This is a genomic window from Streptomyces sp. NPDC024687 (genome assembly GCF_055559055.1).
On the sequence record NZ_JBVHLJ010000007.1, the window covers coordinates 50,804 to 69,893 of the forward strand.

General features: G+C 70.4%; 20 protein-coding genes. 14 read left to right on the forward strand and 6 right to left on the reverse strand.

Annotated features, from left to right (window positions below; all coding sequences use genetic code 11):
- The first annotated feature begins 131 nt into the window (after positions 1-131).
- The gene (locus tag ACZ39I_RS26695) at positions 132-347 is read left to right on the forward strand and encodes an I78 family peptidase inhibitor (protein ID WP_467247032.1); all 216 of its coding nucleotides are present in this window, start codon (positions 132-134) and stop codon (positions 345-347) included.
- Between the two features lie 99 nt (positions 348-446).
- On the opposite strand, the gene ACZ39I_RS26700 is transcribed toward ACZ39I_RS26695, so the two are convergent.
- Positions 447-1,478, reverse strand: coding sequence for a phosphatase PAP2 family protein (locus ACZ39I_RS26700; RefSeq protein WP_467247034.1), 1,032 nt, complete (start codon positions 1,476-1,478; stop codon positions 447-449).
- Positions 1,479-1,715: 237 nt separating this feature from the next.
- Positions 1,716-3,446, reverse strand: coding sequence for a mannosyltransferase family protein (locus tag ACZ39I_RS26705; protein ID WP_467247035.1), 1,731 nt, complete (start codon positions 3,444-3,446; stop codon positions 1,716-1,718).
- Between the two features lie 257 nt (positions 3,447-3,703).
- Between ACZ39I_RS26705 and ACZ39I_RS26710 the strand changes: the two genes are divergently transcribed.
- Together ACZ39I_RS26710 and ACZ39I_RS26715 are read left to right on the forward strand one after the other, a co-directional pair.
- The gene (locus tag ACZ39I_RS26710; protein ID WP_467247037.1) at positions 3,704-5,305 is read left to right on the forward strand and encodes an MFS transporter; all 1,602 of its coding nucleotides are present in this window, start codon (positions 3,704-3,706) and stop codon (positions 5,303-5,305) included.
- 153 nt (positions 5,306-5,458) lie between these two features.
- Entirely contained in the window at positions 5,459-6,631 is a 1,173-nt protein-coding gene (locus tag ACZ39I_RS26715; RefSeq protein ID WP_467247039.1) for an acyl-CoA dehydrogenase family protein, read from the forward strand.
- Between the two features lie 37 nt (positions 6,632-6,668).
- On the opposite strand, the gene ACZ39I_RS26720 is transcribed toward ACZ39I_RS26715, so the two are convergent.
- Both ACZ39I_RS26720 and ACZ39I_RS26725 read right to left on the reverse strand, forming a co-directional pair.
- Entirely contained in the window at positions 6,669-7,109 is a 441-nt protein-coding gene (locus ACZ39I_RS26720; RefSeq protein ID WP_467247041.1) for a cell division protein SepF, read from the reverse strand.
- 306 nt (positions 7,110-7,415) lie between these two features.
- Positions 7,416-8,348: an ABC transporter substrate-binding protein gene (locus tag ACZ39I_RS26725; protein WP_467247042.1), complete on the reverse strand. Its 933-nt coding sequence runs from the start codon at positions 8,346-8,348 to the stop codon at positions 7,416-7,418.
- A 397-nt stretch (positions 8,349-8,745) separates the two neighbouring features.
- On the opposite strand from ACZ39I_RS26725, the gene ACZ39I_RS26730 reads away from it, so the two are divergent.
- From ACZ39I_RS26730 to ACZ39I_RS26750, 5 genes are all read left to right on the forward strand, one after another.
- Positions 8,746-9,603: an amino acid ABC transporter permease gene (locus ACZ39I_RS26730; protein WP_352390851.1), complete on the forward strand. Its 858-nt coding sequence runs from the start codon at positions 8,746-8,748 to the stop codon at positions 9,601-9,603.
- The gene (locus ACZ39I_RS26735; protein WP_467247043.1) at positions 9,600-11,357 is read left to right on the forward strand and encodes an FAD/NAD(P)-binding protein; all 1,758 of its coding nucleotides are present in this window, start codon (positions 9,600-9,602) and stop codon (positions 11,355-11,357) included. Before ACZ39I_RS26730 ends, ACZ39I_RS26735 begins: the two co-directional genes overlap by 4 nt.
- Positions 11,358-11,385: 28 nt before the next feature.
- Positions 11,386-12,147, forward strand: coding sequence for an amino acid ABC transporter ATP-binding protein (locus ACZ39I_RS26740; RefSeq protein WP_467247045.1), 762 nt, complete (start codon positions 11,386-11,388; stop codon positions 12,145-12,147).
- Between the two features lie 82 nt (positions 12,148-12,229).
- On the forward strand, positions 12,230-13,198 hold the full coding sequence (locus ACZ39I_RS26745) for an LLM class flavin-dependent oxidoreductase (protein WP_467247046.1): 969 nt from the start codon (positions 12,230-12,232) through the stop codon (positions 13,196-13,198).
- 380 nt (positions 13,199-13,578) lie between these two features.
- Positions 13,579-14,487 (forward strand): S1 family peptidase, encoded by a 909-nt coding sequence (locus ACZ39I_RS26750; protein ID WP_467247047.1) that lies wholly within the window; start codon positions 13,579-13,581, stop codon positions 14,485-14,487.
- A 73-nt stretch (positions 14,488-14,560) separates the two neighbouring features.
- On the opposite strand, the gene ACZ39I_RS26755 is transcribed toward ACZ39I_RS26750, so the two are convergent.
- Positions 14,561-15,445 (reverse strand): alpha/beta fold hydrolase, encoded by an 885-nt coding sequence (locus ACZ39I_RS26755; protein ID WP_467247048.1) that lies wholly within the window; start codon positions 15,443-15,445, stop codon positions 14,561-14,563.
- An 88-nt stretch (positions 15,446-15,533) separates the two neighbouring features.
- On the opposite strand from ACZ39I_RS26755, the gene ACZ39I_RS26760 reads away from it, so the two are divergent.
- The 5 genes from ACZ39I_RS26760 to ACZ39I_RS26780 all read left to right on the forward strand — a co-directional run bounded on the left by ACZ39I_RS26760 (position 15,534) and on the right by ACZ39I_RS26780 (position 18,163).
- Entirely contained in the window at positions 15,534-16,406 is an 873-nt protein-coding gene (locus ACZ39I_RS26760) for a slipin family protein (RefSeq protein WP_467247049.1), read from the forward strand.
- Positions 16,407-16,586: 180 nt separating this feature from the next.
- A complete protein-coding gene (locus tag ACZ39I_RS26765) occupies positions 16,587-16,778 on the forward strand; it encodes a hypothetical protein (protein ID WP_403659395.1) in 192 nt (63 codons plus the stop codon).
- Positions 16,775-17,182, forward strand: a complete 408-nt coding sequence (locus ACZ39I_RS26770) for a hypothetical protein (RefSeq protein ID WP_403659392.1) — start codon at positions 16,775-16,777, stop codon at positions 17,180-17,182. Before ACZ39I_RS26765 ends, ACZ39I_RS26770 begins: the two co-directional genes overlap by 4 nt.
- A gap of 76 nt (positions 17,183-17,258) precedes the next feature.
- The gene (locus tag ACZ39I_RS26775) at positions 17,259-17,834 is read left to right on the forward strand and encodes a phage tail tube protein (protein WP_467247051.1); all 576 of its coding nucleotides are present in this window, start codon (positions 17,259-17,261) and stop codon (positions 17,832-17,834) included.
- Between the two features lie 38 nt (positions 17,835-17,872).
- A complete protein-coding gene (locus tag ACZ39I_RS26780) occupies positions 17,873-18,163 on the forward strand; it encodes a hypothetical protein (RefSeq protein WP_467247052.1) in 291 nt (96 codons plus the stop codon).
- Here the strand turns inward: ACZ39I_RS26780 and ACZ39I_RS26785 are convergent.
- Positions 18,124-18,423 (reverse strand): hypothetical protein, encoded by a 300-nt coding sequence (locus ACZ39I_RS26785; RefSeq protein ID WP_467247054.1) that lies wholly within the window; start codon positions 18,421-18,423, stop codon positions 18,124-18,126. The genes ACZ39I_RS26780 and ACZ39I_RS26785 overlap by 40 nt on opposite strands.
- A 166-nt stretch (positions 18,424-18,589) precedes the next feature.
- Between ACZ39I_RS26785 and ACZ39I_RS26790 the strand changes: the two genes are divergently transcribed.
- The coding region (locus ACZ39I_RS26790) for a hypothetical protein (protein ID WP_467247055.1) at positions 18,590-19,090 on the forward strand (501 nt) is incomplete at its 3' end.

Consider the following 19,090-nt stretch of genomic DNA (forward strand, 5'->3'; position numbering starts at 1 on the left):
GGCCGGGGAAACGCCCGTCCGTGTGACGGAGCGCGAGGGGAACGGGTGGCGGCATCCTGTGACAGAAGCGTGACAGGAGGCGTGCGGGATCCGGACTTCCGCGACCGCCGGGCAGGGCCTAGCGTGGCGGTATGGCACCCATTCCGACACCGCCCACCGAACCCCAGGACAGCCCGGACACCTACGTCGGCCTCGACTCCGACTCCGCCGAGCGGACCGCGCGTGAGCGGGGTTGGTCGACGGTCCGGTCGCTGCCGCCGGGGGCGATCATCACGATGGAGTACCGCGCGGGCCGGCTGAACTTCGAGGTGAAGGACGGCCGCGTGGCGCGGGCCTGGAAGGGCTGAACCGCATGACGTGGGCCCCGGTTCCGTGAAGGGAACCGGGGCCCACGTCATGCCCGGGGTGGTGGTGCGTACCGGCCCCGTCGGCCGCGAGGCGCCGGATCAGCCGCCGGCCACCGGCCGGGTGGCCGCGGACGGCGTGCCGCGCACGATTCGGTCCGGGTGCGGCGGTCGGCGGCTGCCGAGCGGGGTGACCGGAGTGCGCTCCGAACGGCTGGTGTGCGGGCCCGGCGCCACATGGAGGGGCGACCTGGGACCACGCGCCGGAACGGCGGCCTCGCGGGCCGCCGTCTCGTTCTGCGGGGCGGTGAGCGGCTTGAGTCGGGCGGGCGCGGGGGCCGCGACGGGGGTGACCGGGGCCGGGGCCTTCGCGCCGCCGCGGGCCCGCCAGCGGTCGCGCAGGTCGAAGGCGTAGGCCTCGGTGCGGGCGATCAGCGGTTCGAACCAGGGCAGCGCCAGCAGGATCAGCAGACCCGCGACCCAGCCCAGCACGACGTCGCTCAGCCAGTGCGTACCGAGGTAGACGGTGGCCATGCCGACGCCCAGCGACGTCACCGCGGAGATCGCGGACAGCCAGCGGCGGGCTCTCGGGGTGGAGGCCAGATACGCCAGGATTCCCCAGGTCACCACGGCGTTGGCCGTGTGGCCGCTGGGAAATATATCGCCGCCCAGGCCCATCTCGTTCGAGCCGATCACGGTCGCGTAGTGCGGTCCGAGCCTTCCCATGCCGTACTTGGCGGCGCCGACCGTGATGTTCAGCAGCAGCAGTGAGGCACCCAGGGTCAGCAGCGGGCGCAGGGTGTGCTGGCGCCAGGAACGCCAGCCCAGCCAGGCCGCCACCATCACCGCGGTGGGGCCGCGCTGGCCCAGCACCACGTAGTAGTCGACGAACCAGTGGATGGACGCCCACTGCTGGTACGGCCGGAAGAACATGACCTGCCAGTCGAGGCGGACCAGCCACGACGTGGTCACCACGAGCCACACGATCGCCAGGTAGATGGCCAGGGCGGCGACCACGAGGACGGTCCGGTGGCGGCTCGTCCGCGGCACGCTGAGGTGGGCCGGCCGTTCCGGCTCACGGTCCAGCCTGGCGAACACCCGGTCCAGACGGGTGGGGTTTCGTTCGGTACGCACCCAATCGACGTTACAGCGAGTGAGCTCTGATCCCTGGCGAATCAGCGGCTTTGTGATGACGATGTGATGTGGGATTCCTCTCAGCCGGGTGCTTATTTCCAGGGATTCCGCAAAGGCGGCGGCTGCGCTCCGCAATTGTTTTGATCATTCCGGCTCACGGTTTTATGGCCCTTATGAATTCGTTCACCGAATCATGGGGTGGAATTCTCCGGGCGCTCATCGGCGCTCCCGAGTCGATCATGGTGGACCGGAACCGTTCAGCCAGAAGGCGCCGTACAGGGCGGACGCGGTGGCGATCAGGGTGATGATCACGGCTGACCTGCGGGTCCTCGAGCGGGCCAGGGCCAGGGCGAGGGGGAGCAACAGGGGGAAGGCGGGCATCAGCAGACGGGGTTTCGAGCCGAAGTAGCTCGACGCGCACAGGGCGAGCGCGGTGACGACGCCGGAGTACACCAGGAGGGGCAGCGGCTGGCCCTGCCGTGCGCAGACGACGTACAGCCACACCACCAGCCCGACGCCGACGATCAGCCCGGCCCCGGCCAGGGCCGACGGGAACGACGTGAACTTGTCGGCGGTGAAACGGGCGAAGGCGTACCCGCCGTCGAATCCGTTCCGCCAGCCCGCCTGTACGTCGAGATACCCGAGCGGGCCCTTCCCGGTGCGGTGACCGACCCACAGGACGTAGGCGGCGGCACCGAGGGGTGCGAGAGCCATGCCGAGGGCGCGGCGGGGGGTGGGGTGGTCGGCGGGGGCCGTTGCGGGGCCGGTGCGGGGGGTGTGGGCGGGTGAGGAGCCCGCTCCGGACGGGACGGCGGGGTCGCTGCCGGAGGCGGATGGTGACGGGCCGGGGTCGGGAGCGCGTGACGGCCCGACCCCGGAGGCGCGTGTCGGGTCGGGTGCGCTGTCCGCGTCCGCGATGCGCTCGGTCGTGGACGACGGGGTCCGGCCGATGGGGGCGTATTCGGTGTCGGGGGCGCCGCTCGCCCCGGCCGCGCTTCGGCTCCGCTCGAAAGAGCTGTCGGCGGGGTTGCCGGGGGCCTGAAGGGCGGGGGTGATTTCGGATGTGCCGGGGGTGTCGAGGGGCGAGGACGCACCGGGTGCCGCCGGCTCGGTTCTGGGCGTGTCCGCTCCCGGTGCGGACGGGCTGTTCCCGCGTGGACCGGTTCCTGGTGCGGCCGGGTCCGTCTCCACCACATTCGGGGCGGACCCCTCGTCGAGCTCCAGGTGACCCGCGAAGTGCCGGGTGTGCTCGGCGGCGCCCCGGCGCGGAGTCGTTGCGGGCCCCCGCAGGGCGGGCGCGGCGATACCGGAGGCACCCTGTGCTCGGGTCCGGTCTCGGCGATCGCCCAGGTGCGCCGCGATTCCCGCCACCCATACCGCCGCGACCACCGCCAGGCCCACCGGGCGGGTCAGGCCCGCCAGCGAGGCCAGGAGGCCCGCCGTCACCCAGCGGCCGGTCAGTACCGTGTACAGCGACCAGGCCGCCAGAGCCGTGAACAGCGACTCGCTGTACGCCATCGACTGGACGATGCCGACGGGCAGGACGGCCCACAGCAGGACCGCGCAGACGCCCGCCCGGCGGCCGTACACAAGATCCGTCACCGCGAAGACGCCCCAGGCCGCGGCCAGGGACGCGAGCAGGGCCACCGCGAAGCCCGCGTCGGCGGACGACAGCGGGGTCACCGCGGACAGCAGCCGTTCCAGCCAGGGCAGGAGCGGGAAGAACGCCAGGTTCGAGTGCACGTCGCCGTTCGGCAGCCGCACCTCGTAGCCGTAACCGAGTTCGGCGACCCTCGTGTACCAGAGGGCGTCCCAGCGGGCGGTCAGGAGGGTGTACGCGCTCTTGTCGCGCGCCCCGCTCCACAGGGCCAGCGTGAGGAGGCCCAGGGCGCGTACGGCCGCATAGCCGAGCAGCGCCGGGGCGGCTCGGCGCAGGGTCGGTTCGGTGCGCGTTCCAAGATCGGTCACGGGTCCGATTATCGACCGGTCGCCGAGGCCGCCCGCCGGGGCGTGACGACCGGCGGCGAAAGTGGCGTACGCCACACGTGTTCTGCCGGAAGTCTGAGAGGTCCGCCACTGGGCCGACGCGCGAACTCGCGTACGCTGACGTGTCACCCGCCGTTCGCTGCGCGGGCCGGAGACCACCGCTCCTCTCCGGCCGAGATCATGGGGATCCCCACCCCGTGTGCCCGCCGAACGCCAGGGAACTTCTGGGAGGTACGTACATGTCCGGGACGACCACGGCCGCCGCGTTGCTGCGCCGTCGGGCGGCCGGGGCCGGTGCAAACCGCTGGGTCGTCCTCGTGGTCCTCTGCACGAGCCTGCTCCTGGTCGCCCTCGACGCGACCGTGCTGCACGTGGCGGTACCCGCCGTCACCGAGGACCTCAAGCCCGGCGCGATACAGCTGCTCTGGATCGTCGACGTCTATCCGCTCGTCTGCGCCTCGCTGCTGATCCTCTTCGGCACGCTCGGCGACCGCGTGGGCCGCAGAAGAGTCCTCCTCCTCGGCTACGCCCTCTTCGGCGTCGCCTCCGGTGTCGCCGCCGTCGCGGACACCGCCCAGGTGCTGATCCTCGCGCGGGCGCTGCTCGGCGTCGGCGGCGCGATGATCATGCCCGCGACGCTGTCGATCCTCCGCCAGGTCTTCCCCGACCGGCGTGAGCGGGCGCTCGCGATCGGCATCTGGAGCGCCGTCGCCGCGGTCGGTGCCGCGGTCGGACCACTGCTCGGCGGCTTCCTCCTGGAGCACTTCTGGTGGGGCTCGGTCTTCCTCATCAACATCCCGTTGATGCTGGTCAGTCTGCCGGTGGGCCGTCTTCTGCTGCCCGAGTCGAAGGGCAGCGCGGATGGTCCCTGGGACGTCGTGGGCGCCCTGATGGCCGCGGGCGGCCTGTTCGCTCTCGTGCTCGGCGTGAAGCGGCTCGGCGGGGGAGAGCTCGACGTGTTCACCGCGATCCCGCTGGTCGTGGGCGCGGCACTGCTCTTCCTCTTCGTACGGCGGCAGCGGCGGCTCGCGCATCCTCTGGTCGACCTGCGGATGTTCGCGCGTCCGGCGTTCAGCACCTCGGTCGGCTGCATCGTCCTGGCGATGCTCGCTCTGGTCGGACTCGAACTGATCGCGGCACAGTACCTGCAGCTGGTTCTCGGCCTGTCCCCGCTGGAGACCGGTCTGCGGTTGCTGCCGCTGACGATCGCCGCGATGACGGCGGGGCTGGCCGGGGCGCGTCTGCTGCGGCGGTTCGGGCCGCGCCTGATGGTGTGTGCCGGGTTCTGCCTCACGGCGGTGGCCGTGCTGTTGCTCACCGCGATGGGCGACGCGGACAACACGGGCCTGCTGGTGTTCGGGTTCGTACTGCTCGGGTTCGGTCTGGAGACGACGCTCTTCGGGGCGTACGAGTCGATGCTCAGCGAGGCCCCGCCGGAGCAGGCGGGCGGGGCCGCGGCGATCGGCGAGACCTCGTACCAGCTCGGGGCGGGCATCGGGATCGCGCTGCTCGGCAGCGTGATGAACGCGGCGTACACGCCCGGCCTGTCGGGCGTGCCCGGTGTCCCGGACTCGGCGTCCAGGTCGGCCGGGCACTCCCTGGGCGAGGCCTACGAGGTCGCCGGACGCCTCGGCGGTCCCGCCGGGGTCGCCTTGCGCCGGGCCGCCCAGGACTCCTTCGTGCACGGACTGCACGTGACCTTGCTGGTGAGTGCGGGGTTGTTGCTGCTGGGCGCGGTGATGGCGCTGCGGCTGCCGCGCACGATGCAGTGCGGTGAGGCCCCGGCGGCGGTCGGGCTTCCGGCGCCCAGGGACATCGCGGAGTCGCGCGTCTCCGCCTGACCGGCGTCTGGATGTGCGGCACGGCGCGCTGTAACGTCGGCGACGGAGCTAAATTAGCGGTGCTAGTTTCTGTCACTGCACAGTCACCGCCCAGTCGCCACCCACTGTTTCCCGTCGCCCACCCGCTGGACCCCTTCTGCCGGAGGATGTGCCATGCCCCCGTTCGACCCCGCCGACCCCCTCGGCATCGACGACCTCCTGGAACCGGAGGACCTCGCGATCCGCGAGACCGTGCGGACCTGGGCCGCCGACCGCGTCCTGCCCCATGTCGCCGACTGGTACGAGAAGGGCGAGCTGCCGGGGATCAGGGAACTCGCCCGGGAACTCGGACAGATCGGCGCCCTCGGGATGTCGCTCAGCGGATACGGGTGTGCCGGCGCCTCCGCCGTGCAGTACGGGCTCGCCTGTCTGGAGCTGGAGGCCGCCGACTCCGGGATCCGGTCCCTCGTCTCGGTGCAGGGCTCGCTCGCCATGTACGCGATCCACCGCTTCGGCAGCGAGGAGCAGAAGCAGACCTGGCTGCCCCGCATGGCCGCCGGCGAGGTGATCGGCTGCTTCGGGCTCACCGAACCCGACCACGGCTCCGACCCCGCCGGCATGCGGACGTACGCCAAGAAGGACGGCACGGACTGGGTCCTGAACGGGCGCAAGATGTGGATCACCAACGGGTCGGTCGCCGGGGTCGCCGTGGTGTGGGCGCAGACCGACGACGGGATCCGCGGTTTCGTGGTGCCGACGGACACGCCGGGTTTCTCGGCGCCGGAGATCAAGCACAAGTGGTCGCTGCGGGCCAGCGTCACCAGCGAACTCGTCCTCGACGACGTACGTCTGCCCGCCGACGCGGTGCTGCCGGAGGTCGTGGGACTGAAGGGGCCGCTGAGCTGTCTCTCGCACGCCCGGTACGGGATCGTGTGGGGGGCGATGGGGGCGGCGCGGTCGTGTTTCGAGACCGCCGTGGACTACGCGAAGACGCGGGAGCAGTTCGGGCGGCCGATCGGGGGCTTCCAGCTCACCCAGGCCAAACTCGCCGACATGGCGGTCGAACTGCACAAGGGGATTCTGCTCGCCCACCATCTGGGGCGGCGTATGGACGCCGGCCGCCTGCGTCCCGAGCAGGTCAGCTTCGGCAAGCTCAACAACGTCCGCGAGGCCATCGAGATCTGCCGTACGGCGCGGACGATCCTCGGGGCCAACGGGATCTCCCTCGAATACCCCGTGATGCGGCACGCGACGAACCTCGAGTCGGTGCTGACGTACGAGGGCACCGTCGAGATGCACCAGTTGGTGCTCGGCAAGGCGCTCACCGGACTGGATGCCTTCCGGTGAACCCCGCTGGGGGCAGGGCCGGGTGAGCGGCCCTGCCTCAGCTCTGGTTGAAGAAGCCGTCCGTGCGGTGCTGTCCCGGATCGCCGTTCACGATCTCCGTGTTGGCGGGGGTCAGCAGGAACACCCGGGTGGACACACGCTCGATGGAACCGCGCAGTCCGAAGATCAGCCCGGCCGCGAAGTCGACGACGCGCTTGGCGTCGCCGGCCTCCATCGCGGTGAGGTTCATGATGACGGGGACGCCGTCGCGGAACAGTTCGCCGATGGCGCGGGCGTCCCGGAAGCTGTCCGGGGTCACCGTGCCGATGCGACGGCCCTTCTCCTCGGCGACATCCGAGGCCACCTTGACCCGGGGGTCGGTGACCCAGGCATCCCCGGGCTCGGTCCCTTCGGAGTATCCGTCGTCGTCGTAGTAACGCTCGTCTTCGTTGTCGTCAACGAGGCCCAGCCAAGCACTAGCCTTGCGCACCGATCCCATGGACGCCTCCTCTCACAGCGGTTTCTCTTGCTTCTGTATCCCTATGGTCATCCATGATGCGGATCGCGCGCCAAGTGAATAGCCGCCGCGCGGGGGGTTTGTGACGGTACTGGTGCACGGCGAATACGTCGAGAGCCCTTGTACCCCAAGGGTCGTGTCCCATACGGCTGCTGACTGTGAGTGAAATATGATTCTTCGCGGCGTATGGGTGAGGGCTGGAGCGTACGGGTGAACGGGGCGGGGAGAGGAACCCGCTGCTCAACGCCGGGCTGGTGCTGGGATCTGACGGTGGCTCAGTCCGGTGCGCTAAAAATCCTTTCCTTCCGGAGGGGAGATCCGGGACGTGGAAATCGCCGAGCCCGTCGTCCCCCACTTCTTCAGGATCCTGGCGTAGGTGCCGTCCTCGATCAGGTCGTTCACCGCTGCCTGGAACGCCTTCGTCAGCGGTGTGCCCTTCTTGAAGGCGAAGCCCACGTCCAGGCGGTGGTACTCGTTGAGGAACTTCACGCCCTGCTGATGGGCCACCGCGTAACGCAGGCCGTTGATCGTGGACATCACGACGTCGCTGCGGCCCTGCTGCAGTGAGGACCAGATCGCGCCCTGCTCGTTGTAGGTCTGCACCTTGTACGGCTTGTCGCACAGGTGCTTGTTGTCCTCGAGAGTGGCCTCGAACGTCGTGCCGGCGCCGGTCGCCACGTTCAGGCCGCACAGCTGGGTCAGGTCGGTGACCTTGGTGAGCTTGCTGTCGGCGCGAGTGGCGAAGCCCTGGCCGTCGTTGATGTAGGTGACGAAGTCGATCGTCCTGCGGCGCTCGTCGGTCACGCCGAAGTTGCCGACGCCGAGGTCGTACTTGCCGCTGTCGAGGGCGGGCAGGATCGCCTCGAAGCTCGCCTGCTCGGTCCTCAGCCTGATGCCGAGGACCTTGGCGACCGCGTTCGCGAAGTCGACGTCCTGGCCGGCGAGGGTCTTGCCGTCGTCCAGGATCGAGGTGCCGGGCGGCTGGCCGGAGACGCTGACGGCGAGGGTCAGGGTCTTCGTGCCGGGCGGCAGGAGCCGGGCCGCCGCCTTGTCCGTCCCGATCGCGGAGACCACGTCCGCGGTGGGGACCGCGTCGGACTCGGCGGAGGCCGTAGCGGTGTTGTCCGCGCCGGAGCCGCACGCGGTCAGCAGCAGAGTGCCCGCCGTGATGAGGGCGAACGGGATGATGAGCCCGTTTCGGGCGCGCGAAGGTGTGCGCATGGGAGAGCGGTCTCCTGGAAGCGAGAAAGCGCTGGGTGAGGGGAAGGCGCGTGTGAAGGCGAAGAACGTGAAGAGCGCGAAGAAGGGGGAGAACGCGAAAGGCGCCCTGTGTATCAGGGCGCGCAGTGGGTCAGCTCAACAGGAAGAGGACCACACGCGACCGAGGTCGATGTGGGAGCGCTTGACCAGCCACTGCTGTGGATGCATGGGCCAAGTGGAACAGGCATCCGGTTTGCCGTCAACCGACTTGAGACGTACGGCTCACAGTATGGACAGCCTTGACAGCGGACGGAAACGCACCCGTAGTCTCAAAGGGCGGCCCTGCTGAGGGGCTCGGCCGCATCCGTGTGAAGGCACCCGTCCGAGTTCGACCGACTCGCTGCCACGGAGCCCTCGCATGTCCTCCGACACCCTCGCCAAAGCCCCCGCCGCACCGGACATACCGGAACACGCGGACTCCCTTCGCATCGTCCCGCAGCGCCGCCTCGGCCAGTGGACGGCCGCCGTCGCCGTCCTCGTGCTGCTGGGCCTGGCCGTCAACTCCGTCCTGCGCAACCGGGCGTTCCAGTGGGACGTCGTCGCGGACTACTTCACCTCGGACGCGGTGCTGCGCGGACTGTGGCTCACGCTCTGGCTGACCGCGGTCGTCATGGCCCTCGGCTTCGCGCTGGGCACCCTGCTCGCGGCGGCCCGGCTGTCCGCCAACCCCGTCCTCAGAAGCGTGAGTTGGGGATACGTCTGGCTGTTCCGGTCGATCCCGGTCCTGGTGCAACTGCTGCTCTGGTTCAACATCGGGGCGCTGTACCCGCAGATCCTCGGGGTGAAGACGGTCGACCTGCTCGGCCCGGTCACCGTCGCGGTCATCGGCCTGACCCTGCATGAAGCCGCCTACGCCGCCGAGGTCGTGCGCGGCGGCATCCTGTCCGTCGACCACGGACAGATCGAGGCGGCGCAGGCGCTCGGACTGAGCCGGTGGCGACGCTGGTGGCGGATCGTGCTGCCGCAGGCGATGCGCTCCATCGTGCCCCCGGCCGGGAACATGCTGATCGGCACCCTCAAGGGCACCTCCATCGTCAGCGTGATCGCGGTGCAGGACCTGCTCTACTCCGTGCAGCTCGTCTACCACCGCACCTACCAGGTCATCCCGCTGCTGATGGTCGCCACCGTCTGGTACACCGTCGTCACCTCGGTGCTCGGCGTCGGCCAGTACTACGTGGAGAAGCACTACGCCCGCGGTTCGGAGCGCACCCGATGAGGCACTCACTGGTGATCGTCGGAGCCGGGCCGCGGGGGACCGGTCTCATCGAGCGGATCGCCGCCAACGCGCCCGAGCTGTACGACGGTTCGGGTCTCGACCTGCACCTGGTCGATCCGCACCCGCCCGGCGCCGGACGCATCTGGCGCGAGGCGCAGTCACCGCTGCTGTGGATGAACTCGCACGCCGAGGACGTCACCATGTTCACCGACGAGACGGTGGAGATGGAGGGGCCCGTGCGCCCCGGCCCCACCCTGCACGAGTGGGCCGGCATCGACGGCCGCACCTTCGCCGACCGGCAGCTCCAGGGCGCCTATCTGCGCTGGGTCCACGAGCAGGCGGTGGCCGCGCTGCCGCCGTCCGTGTCCGTCCACCACCATCCCCGTCGTGCCGTGCGGGTGAGCGGAGCACGCGAGGGACGTCAGCAGGTCTGGCTGGAGGGCCGTCCGCGCCCGCTCCTCGCCGACCTGGTCGTCCTCAGCCTGGGCCACCTCGACGCCGAACTGGACGAGGAGCAGCGGGACCTGGCGGCGTACGCCCGCACCCACGGCCTCGTCCACCTGCCGCCCGACTTCACCGCCGACAGCGACCTGTCCGCGCTCGCGCCCGGCGAACCGGTCCTGGTCCGCGGGTTCGGGCTCGCCTTCGTCGACCTGATGGCGCTGCTGACCGAGGGCCGGGGCGGACGGTACGACGGGGACACCTACGTTCCGTCCGGGCGTGAGCCGGTCCTCCTCGTCGGATCGCGGCGCGGAGTGCCGTACCACTCGAAGATCGGCTACGACTGGACCGGTGAGCGGCCGCCGCTGCCCCGCTTCCTGGGCCCGGCCGAGATCGACGGGCTGCTCGCCCGGCCGGAGGGCTTCGACTTCCGGCGGGACGTGTGGCCGCTGGTGGCGAAGGAGCTCGGATTCGCCCACTACCACCGGCTGTTCACCGTGCATCCGGAGCGGACCGCGATGTCCTGGACCGACTTCGAGGAGAAGTACGCGGCCGCCGGGGATCCCGCCGAACAGGAGAGCCTGGCGGCCTCCGCCGTGCCCGATCCCCGCGACCGGCTCGACCTCGCCCGGCTCGACCGGCCACTGGAGGGCGTGCGGTACGCGACCCACGAGGAGTTCCAGGAAGGGCTGCGGGAGTACGTCGAGGCCGACCTGAGCCGCCGGCACGATTCCCGGTACAGCCCGGACCTGGCCATGTTCCTCGGACTGCTCTCCGTCTACGGGCAGTTGGTCCGGCTCGGGGACATCGGCGGATGGTGGCACGGGTTCTTCAGCTATCTCGCCTCGGGCCCGCCCGGACCCCGGCTGCGGCAGCTGCTCGCGCTGTCCCGGGCCGGAGTGCTCAGGTTCGTCGGGGCGGACATGGACGTGCGCGCCGAGGACGGGGTGTTCCGGGCGTCGAGCCCCACCGTGCCGGGCCACTCGGTCCAGGCACGGGCGCTGGTCGAGGCCCGGCTGCCCGAGCCGACCGTCCGGCGGGCCCTCGATCCGCTGCTGCGCGAGCTGTACGCCGAGGGGGCCGCCGAGAGCCCGGACGGGCTGTTGCGGGTGGACCGTGCCGACGGACGGCTCCTGGACCGGTCCGGCCGGCCGCACCCCCGGCGCTTCGCGCTCGGGCCGTACACCGACGGACGTACCCCCGGCGCCTTCACCCGGCCGCGCACCGGCGGGCCCGCGTTCCGGCAGAACGACGCGACCGCGCGGGCCGCGCTGCGGTTTCTCGGCGAGCTCGCCGTCCGCGTCGCCGCCTGAGTCACTTGGAAGGCAGGGAAGTTCACCGATGACCGTCATGGTCGACATCAGGTCCGTCCACAAGAGCTTCGGCCCCCTGGAGGTGCTCAAGGGCATCGACCTGGCCGTACGCACCGGAGAGGTCACCGTGATCCTCGGTCCGTCCGGCTCCGGCAAGTCGACGCTGCTGCGCACCGTCAACCACCTGGAGAAAGTGGACAAGGGAACGATCAGCGTGGACGGGGCGCTGGTCGGATACCGGCGCTCCGGTGACAAGTTGTACGAGCTGCCCGAGCGCGAGGTGCTCCGACAGCGCACGCGGATCGGCTTCGTCTTCCAGAACTTCCACCTGTTCCCGCATCTGACCGTGCTGGACAACGTCGTCGAGGCCCCGGTGTCCGCGCTGAAGCGGCCGCGCAAGGAGGCCGTCGAGGCGGCGCGGCGGCTCCTGGACCGGGTGGGACTCGCCGACAAGGCGGACACCTATCCGAGGCAACTCTCCGGCGGGCAGCAGCAACGGGTCGCGATCGCACGGGCGTTGGCGCTGGAGCCCCGGTTGCTGCTCTTCGACGAGCCGACCTCGGCGCTCGACCCCGAACTGGTGGGCGAGGTCCTCGACGTCATCAGGGACCTCGCGCACCAGGGCACCACGATGATCGTCGTCACGCACGAGATCGGCTTCGCCCGCGAGGTCGCCGACACCGTCGTGTTCATGGACGACGGACGGATCGTCGAACAGGGCCCGCCTGCCGCGGTACTGGACGCTCCGCGCAACGAGCGGACCAGGGCGTTTCTCTCCAAGGTGCTGTGAGCGAGATGGCCGCCGGTCCGCGCGGTCGTGGTTGCTTCCCGCCGCGGCGGGGCCGGATTCTCCCCCGAAAGGACTCCCCCACATGGCTTCCTCGCACGGCCGGGGCCTGGTGCACCTGGCCGCCGCCCTCGACCATCCGTCGGCGTACGACGCGCGCCCCTGCATCGAGGCGGCCCGGCTCGCCGAACGCGGTGGGCTCGACTTCCTGACCCTGGACGACACCTTCGCCCGGCCCGGCCCCGACGCGCTCGACGTGCTGTCCCGGATCGCGTCCGCCACGGGCCGGATCGGCCTGGTGCCCACCGCCACGACCCCGCACCGCGACCCCTTCCACGTGCGGGCAGCCGTCGCGGCCCTCGACCGCGTCAGCCGGGGCCGGGCCGGCTGGTGGATGGACGTGTCGGCCACCGACCCCAACCTCGTGGCCATGTCGGCGGCGCCGCCCGTGTCGGCCGGTGCCGAGACACGGGACGCCGGCTTCCCCGGCGCGCCCTTCTCCGCCAAGGACCCCTCGATCGTGCCGCGCCCCCCGCAGGGCCTCCCGGTCCGCGTGGTCGACGCCACCGACGGACCCGCCCGCAGAACCGCCGCCCGGTACGCCGACGTGGCCCTCGTCCGCGCCGCGAGTGCCGCGCAGACCGCCGCCGTACGGGACGAACTCCGAACCCTGGCCGCGGAGTTCGGGCGCGGCCCCGACGAACCGCGGATCCTCGCCGGCCTCCTCGTCGACCTCGGCGACGGCGAGCACGCGGCCGCCCCGGGGCACGGCGGAGGCGGCCCACGTCAGACCGCGCAGGGGCCGCTGTACCGGGGTGGCCCCGTCGATCTCGCGGAACTGATCGCCACCTGGCACGGCGAGGGCATCGTCGACGGCTTCCACCTCACCCCCGCCGAACCGCTGCGTGACCTGGAGCGGCTCGTCAACGGCACGGTGGCGCTGCTCCAGCACCGCGGACTGTTCCGTACCTTCTACCCGGGCAGCACGCTCCGGGAGCACCTGGGCCTCGGCAGCCCGGCCACCCGGTGCGCCGGGACCGGGCGAGCATCCTGAGCCGTGACGGACGTGGCTGTCCGCCCGCTTTCCGAGCGGCTCGCCATGGGCTGTTTTCGGCGATCCGGCGAGCGGGGACGGAAGGTGTGTTTCCGGTACGCGCGCCCACCCGCGTCGGACACCGACAGCCGTAAGACGGCCGGTTGCGGGGGAGAGCGACGCGGGCCGAGGCGTGTCGGTTCCCTCTGAAGCACAAAGGTCTTTCAAAGGTTGACGGCCGAAAGGCGCCCTTGCGCCGACCGTCCGTTCGGCCGAATACTCCCCCTCAGCGCTTGTCAGGAGCACGGCTTGTCCGAAAACCGGACGACCGGGCCGCTGACTGCGCCTCACGGGCCCCGACCCCACGCGGGCCCCCGAATTCCCCTGGGAGGGAACGAAACGTGAGGATCAGGCGCACCAACCCCCGCAGTGGCATTACGAGACGGACCCGGCTGATCGCCGGTACCACCGGCCTCGTGGCCGCGGCCGCGATCGCGGTCCCCAGCGCGAACGCGACCGCTGCGACCCCGTTCAGCACCGCTGAACTCAAGAGCGCCAGCAGTTCGGTGCTCAAGGCCGACATCCCGGGCACCGCCTGGGCCGTCGACAGCAAGACCAACCGTGTGGTCGTCACCGTCGACAGCACGGTCTCGCAGGCCGAGATCTCCAAGATCAAGGAGCAGGCGGGCAGCAACGCCGACGCGCTCACGATCAAGCGGACCCCGGGCAAGTTCAACAAGCTGATCTCCGGCGGCGACGCCATCTATGCGAGTAGCTGGCGCTGCTCCCTCGGCTTCAACGTCCGCAGCGGCAGCACCTACTACTTCCTGACCGCCGGTCACTGCACCGACGGCGCGGGCACCTGGTGGTCGAACTCCGGTCACACGACCACGCTCGGTTCGACGGCGGGCTCCAGCTTCCCGACCAACGACTACGGCCTCGTCAAGTACTCCAGCAGCTACCCGACCTCGTCGATCTCCGGCGCCGTCGGCAGCGTCGACATCACCAGCGCCGCCACCCCGAGCGTGGGCACCACGGTCTACCGCCGCGGTTCCACCACCGGCATCCACAGCGGCCGGGTCACCGCGCTGAACGCGACGGTCAACTACGGCGGCGGCGACGTCGTCTACGGCATGATCCAGACCACGGTGTGCGCCGAGCCCGGCGACTCCGGCGGCCCGCTCTACTCCAACAGCGGTATCGCCTACGGTCTGACCTCCGGCGGCAGCGGCAACTGCTCCTCCGGCGGTACGACCTTCTTCCAGCCGGTCACCGAGGCCCTGAGCGCTTACGGCGTCAGCGTCTTCTAGACCCGGCTACGGCCTGAACCGCAGCCGGCACCCGGTGAGCCCCCGTACGCATCCGTACGGGGGCTCGTCGTGATCACGACGAGGTCCGCTCCGGTGGCGCGCAGAGCCAGTCCAGTACGGCCGGCAGGGCCTCCAGGGCTCCGAAGCGGCCGGTGTCCTGCTGGAGGACGGGCCGGACCCGCGGGACGCGGTCCGCCAGCCACCTGAAGTGGCCGACCGGGGAGAACCTGTCCTGGTCCCCGTGCCACAGCAGGGCGGGCCGGGTCACGGCCGCCGGGTCGAAGCCCCAGCCGCTGAGCAGGGCGAGGTCGTCGTCGAGCCAGCCGTACGACGAACCGCGCACCGCCTCCCGGTAGGTGCGCAGCAGCATCTCGCCGACCGCCGGGGCGGAGACGGTCCGCCGGTCGGAGTCCGTGAGCCCGTCGCGGAGGGAGACGAGCAGCTGGGCGGGGTCGCGGCGGATGTCGGCGGCGCGGGCGGCGAGGCGCTCGGCGAAGGCGAGGGGGTCGGTGAGCGCCCGGGTGAACTCCTCCACCTGGGACGCGGCCATGCCGTCGAACCAGCTCAGGTCCCTCGCGTCCGGGGGCGCTGGGGACGCCAGTGCCGCCGCCCGCCGTACCCGGGAGGGCAGCAGGGCGGCGCAGGCCAGGGCGTGCGGGGCGCCGCCGCCGTGACCGAGCACCGAGAAGCGGCCGAGCCCGAGGGCGCCGGCCAGTTCCGCCACGTCCCGGGCGGCGTCGGCCACGCGGCGGCCCGGCAGCCGGTCCGAGTCGCCGTAGCCGGGGCGGTCGTAGGCGATGAACCGGATGTGCGGGTGCGCGGTCACGACATCCCCGGGTACGACGCCGAAGCGGCAGCCCGGGGTGTCGTGCAGCAGTACCACCGGGCTGCCGTCCGGGTCGCCGTACTCCTCGACCGTCAGCCGGCGGCCGTCCCGCGTCCTGATGCCGTGGACCACCTGTGTCCTCCGTCTCCCCTTGTGTACACCGCGGAGTTACCGTCGAAGTACACACCTTGAGCGCCTGGTTCTGACCCTGGGGGTCGCGATGGTCGAGGAGCTGGTGGCGGCGGGCGTAGCGCTCGTGTCGGCCGGAGCGGTGTACGTGATGGCGGCCGCGCGGGTCGTCAAGCAGTACGAACGGGGCGTGGTCTTCCGCCTCGGAAAGCTCCGGCCGGATGTGCGCGGGCCGGGGTTCACGTTGATCGTTCCGGGCGTGGACAAGCTCCGGAAGGTCAACATGCAGATCGTGACCATGCCGGTGCCCGGGCAGGAGGGCATCACCCGGGACAACGTCACGGTGCGGGTGGACGCCGTCGTCTACTTCAAGGTGACCGCACCGGCCGAGGCGGTCGTCCGGGTCGAGGACTACCGGTTCGCGGTCGCACAGATGGCGCAGACCTCGCTGCGGTCGATCATCGGCAAGAGCGAGCTGGACGATCTGCTGTCCAACCGCGAAAAGCTCAACCAGGGGCTGGAGTTGATGATCGACAGCCCGGCGGTGGAGTGGGGCGTCACGATCGACCGGGTCGAGATCAAGGACGTCTCCCTGCCCGAGACCATGAAACGGTCCATGGCCCGGCAGGCCGAGGCGGACCGGGAGCGGCGGGCGCGGGTCATCAACGCGGACGCGGAGCTCCAGGCGTCGAAGAAGCTGGCCGAGGCGGCCAAGGAGATGTCCGAGCAGCCTGCCGCGCTGCAACTGCGGTTGCTGCAGACGGTGGTGGCGGTGGCGGCGGAGAAGAACTCGACGCTGGTGCTGCCGTTCCCCGTCGAGCTGCTGCGGTTCCTGGAGCGGGCGGCGCCGGCGCCGCAGCAGCCGGTGCAGCAGTCTGTGCAGCAACCGGTGCAGGAGCAACGTCCGCCTCTTGAGTCCCTGCCGGATCCGGGCCCCGATGGGTCGAATTCAGGACAGGACTAGACCTCACTTCTCTCGCGCTGTATGCCTGGTCATCGTTATCCGTTCGAGACCTCGCGGTGCTCACGCTGTGCTTGGGGCGGCCGTTACATTTGCGGTTCCTGGGGCGTCAACTTCCTTTTGACCAACGGAAGTTGATCTTCCGTCAGGTTCCTTCACAGCCGATCGTCACGGGGGAGTGCTGTGCAGAAGATCCAGTTGACCTATTGGTGGAACGGGCACGAGCCCGGTGACGTCGTGGACGTCGACGACCAGACCGCGCGGGGACTGCTCGATGTCATCGCGCGGCCCGCGGAGCACTCCGGGGAATCCGACGACCCCGACGAATCCGACGACTCCGAGGACGGCGGCGAGGGGCCGGAGCCCGGGCGATGAGCGAGCCGTACGTGACCTTCCCGGACGTGGAGCAGCTGGTCGTCGATCTGCTCAAGGACCGCAGCGAACTGGCGGGTGTCGTCGTCGACGTCGCACCGCCGGCCGGGTTCGACGGCTCGCAGCGCGCCGTACTGGTCTCCCGGATGGGCGGTGCCTGGGCGGAGGATCCCCGGCTCGACAACCCGCTCGTCGACCTGGACGTCTACGGCCCCTCCAAGGCCGCGGCCCACACCGTCTCCCTCGTGGCCCGTTCCCTGATGCTCCAGCTGCGGGGCGTGCGCTACGGCGGGGCGACCGTCGTGGACGTCGTCGAGGAGGACGGGCCGCGCTGGCTGCCCGACTACCGGCACGCCAGTGCCAACCGCTACGTCTCGACCACCCGCCTGGTGGTCCGCCCGGCCTGAACGGCCGTGTTCCCGGCGCGACTTCGCCGTATCCCCCCCGCAGCACATCATGTCCATCTCCCAGCAAGGAGCAGTGATGGCCGGAACGAACGCCAAGGAGATCCGAGTCGCGGGCAGTGGCCGTGTGCTCATCGCCCCGCTCGCCACCGCACCGCCCGCCGACACCGCCGCGGCGTGGGGTGCCGGCTGGAAGGACCTCGGCTACACCACCACCGACGGGGTCAAGATCTCCAAGAAGGACAAGCTGGACCCCGTGGACACCTGGCAGAGCGTCAGCTCGGCGAGGTACGTCTACTCCGACCGCGATCTCAGCTTCAAGTTCCAGCTCCTCCAGCTGAACGAGGACACCCTGCCGTTCTTCTTCGGCGGCGGGCAGGTCAAGGAGACGGCGACCGGCTCCGGCCTCTACAAGTACGAGCTGGCGGCCGAGCCGAAGTTCGACGAGCGGATGCTCGGGCTGGAGTTCGTCGACGGCGACGAGGTCAAGTACCGCATGATCGTCGCCCGCGGCCAGGTGACCGAGACGGAGGAGCTCGCCCTCGTCCGTACCGCCCCCGTGAAGCTCGGCGTCACCTTCACCGCGCTGGCCACGGTGGACGGTGCCCCGCTGGCGACCTTCCTGATGAAGGACCCGAGCTTCAGCGCGGCCTGATCCCTCTGTCCCGTCCCGCAGCAAGGAGTTCCACCGACATGGCCCCCTTCAACGTCAACGCCGCCCGCGCCCAGCGCCTCGAAGCAGTCGGAAAGAGCTGGGAGTTCGAGGTGGACGGGGATGTGTTCCGGCTGCCCACCGAGTTCCCGCGCAGTATCGCCAAGCAGATCGCCGCGCTGGAGGACAACGACATCGACGGGCTGCTGGCGCTGCTGCTCGGGGGGGAGCAGTTCGAGCGCTTCTGCAAGTACGACACCAGTGTCCAGGACGTCTCCGCGATCCTGGAGGCCTACGGCAACGACACCGGCATGTCGTTGGGGGAAGGCTGAGCCTCGGCGCGCTGGTCGACGAGCACGCCGAGGCTCTGGAGGCGGATCTGCTCCGCCACTACGGGGTCGACCTCCTCGACTGGCACCGGGGCCGGCTCTCCTCCCGGCGTCTGCGGATCCTCGTCGAGCACCTGCCCGCGGACTCGTCCTACGCCCGGGCGGTCCACGGCGAACAGGCGGACTGGACGGTCACGGACCATCTGCTGGCGGCGGTCGTCGACCATCTCGCCGTAGCCAACTGGATGTTCGCGACGGTGCACCGGGACGAGGACGCGGAGCCGGCGGAGTATCCGGAGGCCGTGCCGCGGCCGGGGGAGGGGAGTACCGGGAGCCCTGAGCGGGTGCCTGGGTCGACTGTGGAGCAAGGAGCGTCACCGGCCCAGATCATGGCCTTCCTGAGTTCACCGAGTTGAGAGGGGCCGATGCGTGGCTGAGGACATCGAGGTCCTGGTCGAGAGGCTGACCACTCGGGTCGGGATCCTGGAGGGCGCGGAGAATTTCACCGCGCGGTTCAAAGAACAGTTCGCGAAGCAGCTCGGGAACGCTTCGACTGTTCCGGAGGAGTTCAAGAAGGCCGTACAAGGTGAGATCGCCCTCTGGAAGGCGCAGCAGGAGGCCGCACAGAAGAAGCTCCTGGACCCCAAGTGGATTCCCGACAACGTGCCGGTCACCGGCGTCAAGCCGGAAGGCGCGGGCCTGAAGGCCGACGTGTTCGTCGGGCAGCTCGAGTACGGGCTGTTCAAGCATGAATACAGTTTGAACAAGTTCTTTGAGGACCGGGCCCAGCACAAGCGGGAGCAAGAGGTGGGCCGGCAGATCGCCCGCCTCACCTCCGCCGACCGGCAGCTGCGTGAGCAGATCTCCTCTCTCAAGACCAGGATCGGCAAGGTCAGTCAGGTCGCCAACGACGGGAATCAGCGCAGCATC

Coding starts and splice junctions, on each gene's coding strand:
- ACZ39I_RS26745 (WP_467247046.1), top strand. CDS start 12,230: ATGGCTTCCTCGCACGGCCGGGGCCTGGTGCACCTGGCCGCCGCCCTC.
- ACZ39I_RS26770 (WP_403659392.1), top strand. CDS start 16,775: ATGAGCGAGCCGTACGTGACCTTCCCGGACGTGGAGCAGCTGGTCGTC.
- ACZ39I_RS26730 (WP_352390851.1), top strand. CDS start 8,746: ATGTCCTCCGACACCCTCGCCAAAGCCCCCGCCGCACCGGACATACCG.
- ACZ39I_RS26735 (WP_467247043.1), top strand. CDS start 9,600: ATGAGGCACTCACTGGTGATCGTCGGAGCCGGGCCGCGGGGGACCGGT.
- ACZ39I_RS26780 (WP_467247052.1), top strand. CDS start 17,873: ATGGCCCCCTTCAACGTCAACGCCGCCCGCGCCCAGCGCCTCGAAGCA.
- ACZ39I_RS26715 (WP_467247039.1), top strand. CDS start 5,459: ATGCCCCCGTTCGACCCCGCCGACCCCCTCGGCATCGACGACCTCCTG.
- ACZ39I_RS26710 (WP_467247037.1), top strand. CDS start 3,704: ATGTCCGGGACGACCACGGCCGCCGCGTTGCTGCGCCGTCGGGCGGCC.
- ACZ39I_RS26760 (WP_467247049.1), top strand. CDS start 15,534: ATGGTCGAGGAGCTGGTGGCGGCGGGCGTAGCGCTCGTGTCGGCCGGA.
- ACZ39I_RS26720 (WP_467247041.1), bottom strand. CDS start 7,109: ATGGGATCGGTGCGCAAGGCTAGTGCTTGGCTGGGCCTCGTTGACGAC.
- ACZ39I_RS26695 (WP_467247032.1), top strand. CDS start 132: ATGGCACCCATTCCGACACCGCCCACCGAACCCCAGGACAGCCCGGAC.
- ACZ39I_RS26775 (WP_467247051.1), top strand. CDS start 17,259: ATGGCCGGAACGAACGCCAAGGAGATCCGAGTCGCGGGCAGTGGCCGT.
- ACZ39I_RS26740 (WP_467247045.1), top strand. CDS start 11,386: ATGACCGTCATGGTCGACATCAGGTCCGTCCACAAGAGCTTCGGCCCC.
- ACZ39I_RS26725 (WP_467247042.1), bottom strand. CDS start 8,348: ATGCGCACACCTTCGCGCGCCCGAAACGGGCTCATCATCCCGTTCGCC.